The organism is Streptomyces sp. NPDC017979 (genome assembly GCF_044328175.1).
Classification (GTDB): domain Bacteria; phylum Actinomycetota; class Actinomycetes; order Streptomycetales; family Streptomycetaceae; genus Streptomyces.
This window is the reverse complement of the sequence record NZ_JBIRGU010000023.1, coordinates 44,626-55,854: the sequence shown is the minus strand read 5'-3', so window position 1 is coordinate 55,854 and position 11,229 is coordinate 44,626. Positions and strand designations below refer to the sequence as shown.

The following is an 11,229-nucleotide window of genomic DNA, read 5'->3' as shown; positions in this document are numbered from 1 at the left end:
TCGCCGTCCTGCCTGCACAGCGGAAAGCAGAGGCCGCGGCGATCGAGCCCGTCGGACCCAACGGGTCCGACTGAGAACCAGCCCCACAGCGCCCCTTTCGAGATGGACCCATTAGACCCAACAGGGCCAATCCGCGCCGTGCGTGAATGCCGGACGCACTCCGAGCCCTTGGGCCATCTCCGGCCCCAGTCACATCACACCAGTCACGAAAAGGCCAAGTTTCGTTACGGGCGGGTACAGGACGGGACGGCGCGGGCCGTCCGGCAACGACGATGCGGAGGACGCCATGACGACGCTGCACCCCACGAGGCTTTGGCGGGGGCCGGACGGACTGCACTGGATCGAGACCGGCGAGGACTGGTACGACCGGGAGAAGGAGCGCCGGGTCTACCCGCTCACCGAGGCAGTCCAGGACACGGACACCGGTCGGTGGACGGCCTCACCCACCGGCCACCGCCGGCGCACGGTGGCCGGACCCCCGGCCCTCGCCGAATATGTCGAGGTGTCCGCCGATCCCCTCGCCGACCCCCAGGTCGCGCGGCTGCACCGGGCGGTGGAGCAGGTGCTGGGCGACTACGAACAGCAGGCCGGGCACCCGCACCCCGACATCGCCGAACTGCGTGCGGCGTTCGAGGACGTGGCCACCATGCCGGAGCAGCTACGCCGCCGCAGCTCCGGCCGCGTAGCCCAAGCCGCGAGCAGCGGATACCACCGCGGACGCAGCAGCGGCAGGAGGGGCTGATCGAGCAGGCCCCGCGCCGGGGCCGGGCAGGAGTACAGGTCCTGCGAGCCGATCCAGTGCCACCCCGACTTCCGCAACCCGCGGCCGATCTCTGGCCCGCGCCGCTGGACGGGGGGACCCTGGAGGTATGGCCAGGAGGAATGTCCGGCGGTGCAGCCAGTGCGGCATGGAGTTGCCGAAGGGCAGCAGGCGGTCGCGCCGGTACTGCGGGGCCGCCTGCCGCACCAGGGCCTGGCGCCAGATGCGGGCCCGGCGCGCGGCGATCGACGCCGGCGGCGAGGCACTGCGTGCGGTGCTCGAAGGACGCCGGCACCCCTGGCCCAGGTTCCTGTGCCCGGAGTGCGGCAGCACCTGGTACTCCAGCGACACCCCGTTCGGGAAGACCAAGCGGTCCGACAGCCAGTACTGCTCACCGCGGTGCCGCACCAGGGCCTGGCGGAAGCGTTCGCGTTCAGCAGGCGTCACCGTGTGACGCCTACCCGTGACGCGATCGGGCGGGTCTGCGAGCTGAAGGCCGCGGGCGGGGATTCGCCGAGAGGCCGGCGATGCGGTGGCCCAGCCGGCGCGAAGGCGGCCGCGCCAAGGTTGACCCCGTTAGGTCCAATGGGTCCGACGGTGGCGTGCAGCCCCCGGAGCATGATCGGGGAACTCGGAGGCCGTCGCGCCGGGACAGGTGCTCCACGCACCCTCCAGAGCCCCTCCTCGGGCCTGTTCCGCATGATCGGCCGGCCCAGGGTGCGCGGGTATCCGTCCAGATCGCGCCGTGTTTCGGCTAGATCGTCCGCATATGCGATGTTCACTGAGTGAACGCTCAGCGTGGCCGTCCGCGAATCGCGGACGCGGTCGGTGGGGTGGCAGGCTGCCCGCCATGGCGAAGAAGATCGACCCCGAGGCCCGGGAGCAGACGCTGGAGGCCGCCGAGGCGCTGCTGAGGGCGAAGTACAGCGGCGGCCGCGGCTGGTACGACCCGGTGCGGGCGATGCACGCCGTGCGCGCGGCCGCCGACCGATACAGCCTCGACAACGCCGAGCAGGCGGAGGTGCCGGCCGACGACGTCCTCGCCGCGCTCACCCAGCTCGACGAGGCCCGCGCGGCGCTGGACACCCTGGAGCGCGACCTCACCCGGGCCGCCCGCCGGCGCGGGGCCTCCTGGCAGCAGGTCGCCGACTCCCTCGGGCTCGCCAGCCGTACAAGCGCCGAGAGCCGGTTCGTCCGCCTAGAGCGCGACGCCGCCACCTACCGCGGCGACCGCTATCCGGAGAAGCAGCGCGCCAAGCGGGCCCGCGACCGGGCCGAGGAAACTTGGTGCCGGGCCAACGCGTCCCGGCTGCGCGCCGCCGTGTGGTCCCTGGCCTGTCTGGACGACTCCTGGGAGCTCCTGGCCTGCACCGCTCCTGCCGAGAAGCTCACCGACTGGCACCGCGAACTCGACGGGCCCGGCCTCGCGGCCCAGCTGAACGCCCTGCGCCACGTCCTCGCCTCCCCCGGCTCTGCGCTGGGGGAGGTTGCCGCAGCCGCCCGCACCGAAGCCCTGGAGGTCTTGGCCGACCTGCGCGCCGCCCGCCACGGCGTCGAGACCCCGACCGACGGTTGGCCCCATTGACCCCAACAGGTCCAACCTCGTGCCACGCGCGCGCGTAGGACGGTTCCACGAAGTTCCACGAAGTGTTCCTTTCGCAGGTCAGCAGCCTACGGCTCGACGGCGAGCGGAACCGCGGCGCTGCCTGCCGTTCGTTGACCGGGCTGAACGACTTCGAGCAGTGGATGACGGCCGTCGCGGTGACGCCCGGCCCTGGCGAGGACCGCCTCGACCGGCTGCGGGACGGCAAGGGGATCGACGGCCTGGACGAAAGCGAACAGGCGGCGTGGGTGCCGGAGACGCCGGCCGACGACGCCCTCGACGTCGAGCTGCCGATCGGCGGCGAGGACCTGGTGCTCCGGGCACACCGGTGCCGGACGAGGGCTTGGCGGAGGCGTTTGCGTTCAGCAGGCGCCACCGTGTGACGCCTGCCTGTGACGCGATCGGGCGGGTCTGCGAGCTGAAGGCCGCGATCGGGCGTTCGCCGAGAGCCCGGCGGTGGCGCCGAGGTTGACCCTGTTGGGCCCAATGGGTCCGCCGGCGGTGTGCGGTCCCCGTCGGCATCCTGCCCGCGCCGAGGCCATGCGCATCTCGCGGTCGAGGCGAAGGCGACGCCGGAGGGCGGCCACTGCCGGCTGTACGGGCGGTCGGGTGAGGTCGTGCTCGCGCGGCACTGCAGTCGATGGCCCTACCAGATGACGCCCCGCGCGCATGCTGATTCCCCGCTGAAGACCACTCGAAGGATGGGGAAAGATCACGAGAGGTTGTCGGCGCCGTGGCGTACGGTCGGGGCCGCCTTCCCCATCCGGGTGAACGGCTAGCTCAGTGCCGCCCCTTTGTCGGTGGGCGCCAGTAAGGTACCTCCCTCCACTTTCGGAACGCCTCATTCCGACCTTTGCATGAGGGAAAGTCCCGGCAAATGCCTCAAAAGACAAGCGCTTGAGTGTCCACCCCCTCACCCATACGTGGCGTGATGTGCATCACTCATTTGAGGGGTGAAACCGGCCGCAACCCGGCTGCGGCCTGGGCCGTTACCGGACAAGCAGGGGTGAACTCCGCAGATCAACATGCGACCAGGCGGTGCGAAATCCCCCCCACCAAGGCAAGATGGGGGCACTGCGGCAATCCGGTGTGATCGATGTCACGCCCAGGGGGCTTTACCTTGCGCTTGCCGCGGTATCTGCATTCGGACATGCGGAGGGCCCCACCCGAAGCCCGCGAAGCATCAAGGTGAGGCCCTCCCTCAGCACTCCGCCTGCAGCGCGGCCCCGACCGTTAGGTCGGGGCTCTTCGCGTTACAACGGCCCGTAGTCCCGCACGATCCGGTAGATCGCGAAGGCCACCGGCCCCAGCCAGCGGACCGCCCGTCGGTGCGGCGGGACCCGCTTGCTGCAGCAGCGGCAGTGCCCCTCCGGCTCGTCCTGCACAGCCATCGGGATCAATCACCCCTTTCCGTGGGACCTACGGATTTCGTAGGACCCGTGGGTGGCCCACATCCTTCGTGGGCTCCCGCGGGGAGCCACGAGTGGTCTCGGGCCCTGGGGGTGACGAATGCACAGCAGCGTACCCGCACGGTGCGGATTCCGCGTCTGACGCCAACTGCCCCCGACAACCGGGTGGATGGGGCACCGAGTGCCAGCTCAAACAGGTGCAGGAAGCATGCACCCTCAACTGGAGGCACCCACCGCACCCTTCGCCCTCCGCTGGGCTGCGACTACGTCCGGAACTGAGTGCCGGGTTCCCCATCGCAAAGTCGCCTATCTCACACATGCATGTGCGGTTGCACGTGAATCGCCCTCCACAACAGCGTTAAAAATATGACTAGTTGGGTGAAATCTCGCCGCCCGTGGAGACCGACAATCAGGCGAAGAGCAAACGATCTTGTTCGCCTGGGCGCCTTCGCGCCCGCCCTGCCGCAGGCCCCGCGCCGGCCCCCGCAGCCCCTTGAACAACGAACTACCCGCCGCCGGCACCGAGGCCGCGGTCGCCGGCGACGAGATCCTTCCGCTCCTGGCGGAACCGCTTGCCCCGCGCCATGGGACGGACGTCCCAGCCGAACGGCATTCGGGCGCCCTCACAACTCCCACCCCCGCCGAGCACCGGCTGCTGCACCGACCGCCCTTGAGGCGACCGAAGCACCTCCGGCTCGTTGTCCACGGCATGAACGACGACAACTTGTACGACCGCGCCGCCGTCGTCCTCGGACAGGACGAGTGCGGCATCCGCTGGCCCTACGGCCTGACGCCCCCGCCACCGCGACTGCGCCATGCCGACCCCGCGGAGTACGACGAACGCGCGTTAAGGGCCCGGGCCCGCCAAGAGGTGGTGGTCGCCTGGGCGGAGCGTTACGGGCTGCGCCTCAGCGAGGCCGGCTGCTGCCCGCTGTGGCTGCGTCGGGACAACAACCAGCCCTGCCGCCCCCGCTACGAAGACGGCGGTCCGTGCACGCGCTACGGCACGCCCCATCTCGACAGCGGCTGGATGGACCACCAGCTCGCCTGGCTCAAGGACGCCCGGCCCGCAGTACTCACCGCCGCCCCGTACGAGGTCGACGAACGCGACGAGTCGCGCCTGGCCTACTGGGAACGCACCGACGCGAGGCTGCGGGTGGCCCGGGGCGCGGGCTGGTACGGCTTCGGCACCGAGCAGATCGTAATGTGGCGCAGCGACCTCCTCACCGACGTCCTCCCCGCCAAACTGTCAGTTGGAACTGTTGGGACTAACAGATCCAACCGTTCCTAAGCAGGGGCTTCCGGACCGCGGGCAGTCCAGGCAGGGCTCCTGATCGCAGGCGGGCATCGACTGATCCGCTGACGCCCTGGCGCGGCTCGAACGGCAGCGTGTCTCCTTGAGCCGGTAGGGCGAGCTGGCAAGGCTGACTCCGTGAGCGAGACAGCGACGAAGAACCGGCTCGCCGCCCGGCAGAACAGGGCGGCGAGGGTGCAGGAGTCGATCGCCCGGGCCGTCCGATGCCCGCGGTGCCCGGACATCACTGCGGAGGAGGGACTGGAGATCCTCGCCCGCGCGTTGGATCCCAAGAACCACCGGTGGTGGAAAACGTCCAGGCCGGTCCAGGAGCGCGCACTGCGGCTCACCGGTGACCCCGCATGGCGCGAGCAGGCGCTGGCCTGGATCGACGCCTACTGGGATGAACACGGCCACGGCCCGACCTGGCGGCACTTCTGGAACGCGCCCGCCCTGTGGCCACAGGACACCACCGGCTCCTTGCTGAACACGGTGATGCGCCAGCTCACGGCGAACGGCTCCTTCGACGGGACCATGACCCCCTTCGGGCTGTGCCGCCACACCGAACCGGAGCCGCTCAATGGGCTTAGCCCTAACAGGTCCAACGCACGCTGACCTCGACGCAGCCCACGGCACGTTCGACTCCCAGCGACTAGGCGAGCCCCACTCGCCGGGGCGGGCAGGGCTCGTTGGACCTGTTGGACCCAATGGGTCTACAGCGGGGTGAGTCGGGCCGCCCGGTCCAGGGCGCGGAGCAGTTCGGGCTCCCACCCGGCGCGCGGGGTGCCGTAGGCGAGCAGGCCGGAAGCGCCGAGGACGTCGAGCTGCACCTGGTGCTCGACGCCGAGCCGCCACGCCTCGCGCAGGGTGCCGCGGGCCTCGTCGCGGGCCCTGCGGCCGGTGGTCGCGGTGGCCCGGGCGTCGGGCAGGGCGGCGAGTTGGCGGCCCGCGTCCTCCAGGCGGCCCATGAGAACGGCGGCCTTCTCGGCGTCGGGGCGCGGCGGGACGAGGTGGAGCTCGGGCGCGGCGACGCCGCGGCGCAGCTGCTCCATCCGCTCCGGGAGCGGGCTCCAGCCCTCGGTCCCACCAAGCTCGATGTTCACCTTGGCGACCGCCGCGGCGTACGCCCGGCCGGCGCCGCGCGGCTGCAGGGGGGTTCCGGCGGGCCGGTGCCGTGGGCCGGTCTCCTCGTCGATGGTGCCGGAGTGGTTCCCGCGCACCGAGACCCACAGCGCGTCCGCGCTGCCGGTGAGCTCGTTCATCAGCAGGCGGCGCACGAGGAACCAGCGCTGCAGAGCGGCCCGGGTCGCGCGGCGCAGCGGGTAGACCTCGACGGAGACCGGATCGTCCGGGCGGGCGTTCTGCGGCCGGCGCACGATGCGGACCTCCTCCAGGGTGGGGGAGAGGTCCTGCAGCCGGAGCGCGCACAGCTCGCCGACCCGGGATCCGGTGTCCAGGGTGACCGAGGCCATCGCCAGCATCCGTACCCAGCGGGGGAAGCCGCGGGTGAGCAGGCCGCCCTCGGCGGTCCAGTGGGTGCGCCGCCCGATGTAGTCGGCGACGGTTTGCAGGCTGGCGCGCATCCGCTCGCGCCGGGCGACGTCGACCGGTTCCTTGCGGGGCTGTTCCTCCTGCGGGCGCAGGTGGACGACCTCCAGGCCAAGCTCGCGCTGAAGCAGCGTCATCACGCCGGAGCGGACGTTCGCCGTGGCCTCGGAGGTGGGCCGCACCCCGCCCCGGGCGCGCAGTTCGCCGGCGAGGGCCAGGCGCTCGTACGCCTTGAGCGCGTCCCGGTCGAAGACGTCCGCCAGGTCCGCGTCGACGTCGAGCGGGAAGTCGGCGTGCCGGAGGGCGCGGACCAGCTCGCGGGCGTGAGCGCGGATCTGCCGCTCGCGGGCCTCGGACGGTGCGGCCCGGCACGCGGAGACGACCGCCTCCTTCAGCTCGGGCATCTCGTCCAGGACGTCGTCGGGCTTCTTCTTCACGGATCGCACGGTAGCCACGTCCGGGCCGCCCTCACGCCAGAACAACTAATTAGACCCATTAGAACTAACAGGCCCAACTATTGCTGGCATGCGGATACACGACAGCCCCGCCATGCAGGCGGGGCTGTCGGAGCCGAGGCGGGCCGGGCTACTTCGTGACCGGCGGCCCGGTCTTGAGGTTCTTCTGGCGGCGCTGCGGGAACGGGTTGCCGCCGTTGTACTCGCGCTCGTCGCGTCGGATCTGCGCGAGGACGGCGGCCTCCACGTACGCGGACAACGACACCGGTACGTCGGCGTCCTCGTCGTCGATCCGCTGCAGGGCGACCACCGTGTTGCGCAGCCGGTTCATGACGGCCGGGGTGACGTAGGCCGGGATCTTCTCCTTGGTGCCCGGGCTGGCCGGCGCCTGGCCGCCCAGTTCCTTGCCGAGGATGCTCCCCTGTCCGAACGGCAGTCCGTTACTCATGCTGCTTCCCCTCGCGGCGCCACCAGCATCCGACCGAGCTGGTCGAAGTCGCGGGTGGTGGTGGACCGTTTGCTGTACTCGCGGATCGACTTGTTGTCGCCCGGTGCCGTCTTCGCGTCGACGGACTTGCGCACCGGGCAGACCAGAGCGCCCGGGTAGTGCTCGGCCATCTCGTTGCCGACTTCCTTGGCGATGTTCGTGATGTCCCAGGCGGACAGGACCGCGGCCACGACCTCGACGTCGTACTCGTCCTGAGCGTTGGCGATCGTCTGCCGCAGGGACTCGCTGGACTTGGCGTCCAGCGCGCTGACCTGGCTCGGCACGATGACCTTCCCGCCGATGGCGAGGGTGAAGGTCGACAGCTTCCCGACCTTGGGCGGGCAGTCGACGATGGTGATGTCCACCGGCGCCTCGCTGCGCTTGATGGCGCGGCGCAGGATGCGCTCTCCGTTGACCGCCGGGTCGTACTCGGCGACCGCGCAGTCCTCGTAGCTCGGGACGATGTAGACGTTCTTGTACCGCGTGTAGTAGGTCGCCTCGTCCAGGCCGACCTCGCCGTACAGCACGTTCTTGAGCGACATCCGGTTCCTGGGCGCCAAGTCCTCGGGGTAGACCGGCTGCAGCCACCCGGTCAGGCCCGCGTCCTGCGGGTCGGCGTCGATGATCCTCACCGTGTAGCCCATCGCGGCCCAGGCGCAGGCCAGCTCCAGGGTGGTGGTGGTCTTCCCGGCGCCGCCCTTGCGGTTGAAGACGATGAACACCCGCTGCTCACCGGGGAGGATCTGGCCCGGGCGCGTAAAGGTGGAGGGGAGCAGGATCCGCGGCTTGAGCCGATTGGCCGGCTCCGTCCACGCCCGTTCGAAGACCGCGGGCATCAGCAGCCGCTCCGGGATCCTCAGCGGCTCCAGCGTTACCTGGACCATGGCTCTCTCCTCATCCGGGCCTGTCCCCGTGCTCGCGTCACCGCCCGACCGTACCGCCTCGTCCGGCGACGGGTGCACCACGCCCCGTTCCGGAAAACCGCAGGCCAGCCCCTTGCCCCCAACAGGGTTGACCCCGTTAGGTCCAACAGGTCCGAGTGGGCTGCCCCGTTGACCAGCAGGAACCCGGACGGCCCACATGCAGGCCCGCGCGCGTGAGGGCCTGTCGCAGAACGCGCGATACGGTCGCGACGGTAGCGGTCGATGTCCGTACGGTCCGCCGCCATGAGATCGAACAACCGCCGCCCCGGCCGCCCCTGCCTACTCACCCCTGAACGGGCCGACGCCATCGAGCGGGCCTCCGCCGTCGGGGCCAACACCTTCCTCGCCGCCGAGGCCGCCGGAGTCTCCCGGGCCACCGTGGCCCGGTGGATGGCCCGCGGCCGCGACGCCGCCGAGGCCCGCGAGAACGGCGAGGACGCCGACCCGCGCGACGAGCCGTACGTGGACCTGCAACGGCGGGTGGAACTGGCCCGCGCGCGGATGGCCACCAGGGCGCTCGCCCGGGTGCTGCAGGCCGGCGCCGGGAGCCTGGTCCTGGAGGAGCGTGTGCGCACCTTCACCGACCCGGTCACCGGCCAGGAGATCGAGGAGCGCCAGGTGCGATACCTGCGGCCGGACTGGCGGGCGGCCGCCTGGTGGCTCGCCCGGGTCTTCCCCGAGCACCACGGGCCCAACGCCAAGAGCTTCGACCAGGTCCTCGACGAGGTCGCCGCCCAGGAGCTCCACCACGACGGCAACAGCTCCGAGCCCACCGAGCTCGCAGGTCTTGCCGACCGCATCCAACTCGCACTCACCCAGGCGGCATCCGACGCTTCGCCGCCCGAACTGCCTGTTCCTGGCCCGGCGTCCTCCGCCTGATGCTCCGGGCCTTTCTGTCACACCAGTCCCACCCGCCACGAATTCCTCGTTTCCTGCTCTCCCTTGTCTTCGGGTGGCCTCTCTTGCTCCCCAAGCGAAGAGGGAGGCGACCCGCGCGATCTCCGAGCGGGCTGTCCGCCACTCCCTCTACTGTGGAACCCAACGGCTAGACGCGTACTGCCGTGCACCGCTGTCCTGGCGCCCACGCCGCCCGGGACGCCGTCGGTCAAGGTCTCTCGGGGCCCGCGAGTTCAAGCACTGCTCTGTCCTGGATCGGCCCCGACGTACACATGGCCGGCGGGAGCGTGGGAGACCGCTGGGTCTGGAGTACGCATGTCGCCGAAGAAGCAGAGCACCGCGGGCAAGAGGGCCCGCGCCGCCGCCCGGAAGGGCGCGAAGTACACCGAAGCCCTCCGCGCCGCCTCGCCCGATCCCGCGTCCCCGGAGTGGGACGACCTGGTCGTGGCCGCGCTGTCCGACGTCGTCGCCGAGCACGGCATCGTGCCCGTCACGGTGATCTGGAACGAGGACGCCCGCCACTCAATGGTCCAGCGCGACAACGGCGTGCGGTGGGGCGTCGCCGAGCCGGCCGCCGACGGCGTCGTCATCCGCGAGGTCCGCGGTGACGTCGGGGTGGTGCCCAAGGGGACTCGGGTGCCCGTGCCGCACCGCCGCGGCGACGGCCAGGTGGACGTCGCCTCCCTGTGGCCGGTGGTCTGGTGCTCGAACGACCAGCCGTTCTGGCGCTACGTCCACAACGGCTGGTCGGTGGAGCAGCCCGGCACCTTCCCCCACGCCCTCGATCCGGTGTGCCCCAGCCCGGACCTGCCGTACGAGGTGCGGATCTACAACGTCCCGGACGGGATCGTGGGCGAGGACCACACCGGCACCACACCGCACTGGTGGACGCGGGCCTGGTGCGACCGTCTCGACAAGGCCGTCCTCCTGGCCGACGTCCTGGTCGCCCACCGGCTGGGCCGCCCGTCCCGTCCGGCCGGCGGGGACTGCGGCGACCTGCGCGCCGAGGTCTGGCAGCACTCCATCGTCGACCTGGGCACCCTGCCCGCCCGGGTCCACCAGGTCGACGCCGACCCCGACCGGCCCGTGGTGCCCCGGCTGCCGTTCAACGCCTGGCCCGAGGGCCGTCCGGCCTCGGCCGAGCCGACGCCGGAGCCGGTCTGGTTCAAGGGGGAGAAGCACGCCCCGACGTACGACCTGCGGGTCTGGTCCGAGACGGACGGCTGGACGACGCTCGCCTGGTTCGTCGGCGGCCGCGGCCCGGCCGGGATCGCCGCCGGCCTGCTGCGGGTCGGAACCGGCGGCCCGTACGCGTGGGCGGAGACCTGGGGGCCGCGGCACCCGGACGCCTGGAATCACGACTGGACGCAGGAGGGGCGGGGCCTGATGGACCGCCACCCGGATGAGTCGTACGCCGAGGGGACCGCCCGATACGACGCGCAGCGCCTTCAGGAGATGGCCGACCTTGCAACCGCGCTCGCCGCGCGCAGCCGTGGTGCGCTCACCACGGAGGAGGCCGCGGCCCGGCTGGAGAAGGGCGGGCAGGAGTACCGCGATTTCCTGCGCGTCGGGCAGGTCTGCGTCATGGACGCCCTTCACGAGAAGCGGCGGGCCGCCGAGGGGGAGGAGCGGCTGCGGGTGCGCGAGGCGCTGGACGCTTTGGAGAAGCACCACCGGGTCGACGGCTGGGTCATCGAACTGACCCGGGCGCACATGGCCGCCAACCGGCGCGATGCGCACTACACGGAGGGCGCGAAGCGGTGGCGGGAGCGGGCGCTGCAGGAGTACCTGGAGCCCAGCCAGGACATCGACGGGGTCGACGGCCTGACCGCCTGAGACCTGTTTCTGAACTT

Annotated in this window: 12 protein-coding genes; 8 read left to right on the top strand and 4 right to left on the bottom strand. The window is 71.3% G+C overall.

Annotation, left to right across the window (positions count from 1 at the left end; all coding sequences use genetic code 11):
* Positions 1 to 286: 286 nt before the first annotated feature.
* The 4 genes from ACH4E8_RS34565 (at position 287) to ACH4E8_RS34550 (ending at position 2,746) form a co-directional block, all read left to right on the top strand.
* Positions 287 to 742: a hypothetical protein gene (locus tag ACH4E8_RS34565; protein ID WP_398455627.1), complete on the top strand. Its 456-nt coding sequence runs from the start codon at positions 287 to 289 to the stop codon at positions 740 to 742.
* A 127-nt stretch (positions 743 to 869) separates the two neighbouring features.
* Positions 870 to 1,214 (top strand): hypothetical protein, encoded by a 345-nt coding sequence (locus ACH4E8_RS34560; RefSeq protein ID WP_398455626.1) that lies wholly within the window; start codon positions 870 to 872, stop codon positions 1,212 to 1,214.
* Positions 1,215 to 1,610: 396 nt separating this feature from the next.
* Positions 1,611 to 2,345, top strand: a complete 735-nt coding sequence (locus tag ACH4E8_RS34555; protein ID WP_398455625.1) for a hypothetical protein — start codon at positions 1,611 to 1,613, stop codon at positions 2,343 to 2,345.
* Positions 2,346 to 2,407: 62 nt separating this feature from the next.
* Entirely contained in the window at positions 2,408 to 2,746 is a 339-nt protein-coding gene (locus ACH4E8_RS34550; protein WP_398455624.1) for a hypothetical protein, read from the top strand.
* An 870-nt stretch (positions 2,747 to 3,616) separates the two neighbouring features.
* Here ACH4E8_RS34550 and ACH4E8_RS34545 read toward each other — a convergent pair.
* Positions 3,617 to 3,754, bottom strand: coding sequence for a hypothetical protein (locus tag ACH4E8_RS34545; RefSeq protein ID WP_398455623.1), 138 nt, complete (start codon positions 3,752 to 3,754; stop codon positions 3,617 to 3,619).
* A gap of 727 nt (positions 3,755 to 4,481) precedes the next feature.
* On the opposite strand from ACH4E8_RS34545, the gene ACH4E8_RS34540 reads away from it, so the two are divergent.
* Positions 4,482 to 5,063: a hypothetical protein gene (locus ACH4E8_RS34540; protein WP_398455622.1), complete on the top strand. Its 582-nt coding sequence runs from the start codon at positions 4,482 to 4,484 to the stop codon at positions 5,061 to 5,063.
* A gap of 141 nt (positions 5,064 to 5,204) precedes the next feature.
* The gene (locus tag ACH4E8_RS34535; protein ID WP_398455621.1) at positions 5,205 to 5,681 is read left to right on the top strand and encodes a hypothetical protein; all 477 of its coding nucleotides are present in this window, start codon (positions 5,205 to 5,207) and stop codon (positions 5,679 to 5,681) included.
* 98 nt (positions 5,682 to 5,779) lie between these two features.
* Here ACH4E8_RS34535 and ACH4E8_RS34530 read toward each other — a convergent pair whose 3' ends face one another.
* From ACH4E8_RS34530 to ACH4E8_RS34520, 3 genes are all read right to left on the bottom strand, one after another.
* Positions 5,780 to 7,051 (bottom strand): hypothetical protein, encoded by a 1,272-nt coding sequence (locus ACH4E8_RS34530; RefSeq protein WP_398455620.1) that lies wholly within the window; start codon positions 7,049 to 7,051, stop codon positions 5,780 to 5,782.
* 148 nt (positions 7,052 to 7,199) lie between these two features.
* Positions 7,200 to 7,517, bottom strand: a complete 318-nt coding sequence (locus tag ACH4E8_RS34525; RefSeq protein ID WP_398455619.1) for a hypothetical protein — start codon at positions 7,515 to 7,517, stop codon at positions 7,200 to 7,202.
* Positions 7,514 to 8,440, bottom strand: a complete 927-nt coding sequence (locus tag ACH4E8_RS34520) for a ParA family protein (protein ID WP_398455617.1) — start codon at positions 8,438 to 8,440, stop codon at positions 7,514 to 7,516. Before ACH4E8_RS34520 ends, ACH4E8_RS34525 begins: the two co-directional genes overlap by 4 nt.
* Before the next feature lie 282 nt (positions 8,441 to 8,722).
* Here ACH4E8_RS34520 and ACH4E8_RS34515 point away from each other — a divergent pair, with 282 nt between their 5' ends.
* A complete protein-coding gene (locus ACH4E8_RS34515; protein WP_398455615.1) occupies positions 8,723 to 9,358 on the top strand; it encodes a hypothetical protein in 636 nt (211 codons plus the stop codon).
* Positions 9,359 to 9,691: 333 nt separating this feature from the next.
* On the top strand, positions 9,692 to 11,212 hold the full coding sequence (locus ACH4E8_RS34510) for a hypothetical protein (RefSeq protein ID WP_398455614.1): 1,521 nt from the start codon (positions 9,692 to 9,694) through the stop codon (positions 11,210 to 11,212).
* The last annotated feature ends 17 nt before the right edge of the window (positions 11,213 to 11,229 follow it).

Coding starts and splice junctions, on each gene's coding strand:
- ACH4E8_RS34565 (WP_398455627.1), top strand. CDS start 287: ATGACGACGCTGCACCCCACGAGGCTTTGGCGGGGGCCGGACGGACTG.
- ACH4E8_RS34560 (WP_398455626.1), top strand. CDS start 870: ATGGCCAGGAGGAATGTCCGGCGGTGCAGCCAGTGCGGCATGGAGTTG.
- ACH4E8_RS34555 (WP_398455625.1), top strand. CDS start 1,611: ATGGCGAAGAAGATCGACCCCGAGGCCCGGGAGCAGACGCTGGAGGCC.
- ACH4E8_RS34545 (WP_398455623.1), bottom strand. CDS start 3,754: ATGGCTGTGCAGGACGAGCCGGAGGGGCACTGCCGCTGCTGCAGCAAG.
- ACH4E8_RS34540 (WP_398455622.1), top strand. CDS start 4,482: ATGAACGACGACAACTTGTACGACCGCGCCGCCGTCGTCCTCGGACAG.
- ACH4E8_RS34525 (WP_398455619.1), bottom strand. CDS start 7,517: ATGAGTAACGGACTGCCGTTCGGACAGGGGAGCATCCTCGGCAAGGAA.
- ACH4E8_RS34520 (WP_398455617.1), bottom strand. CDS start 8,440: ATGGTCCAGGTAACGCTGGAGCCGCTGAGGATCCCGGAGCGGCTGCTG.
- ACH4E8_RS34515 (WP_398455615.1), top strand. CDS start 8,723: ATGAGATCGAACAACCGCCGCCCCGGCCGCCCCTGCCTACTCACCCCT.
- ACH4E8_RS34510 (WP_398455614.1), top strand. CDS start 9,692: ATGTCGCCGAAGAAGCAGAGCACCGCGGGCAAGAGGGCCCGCGCCGCC.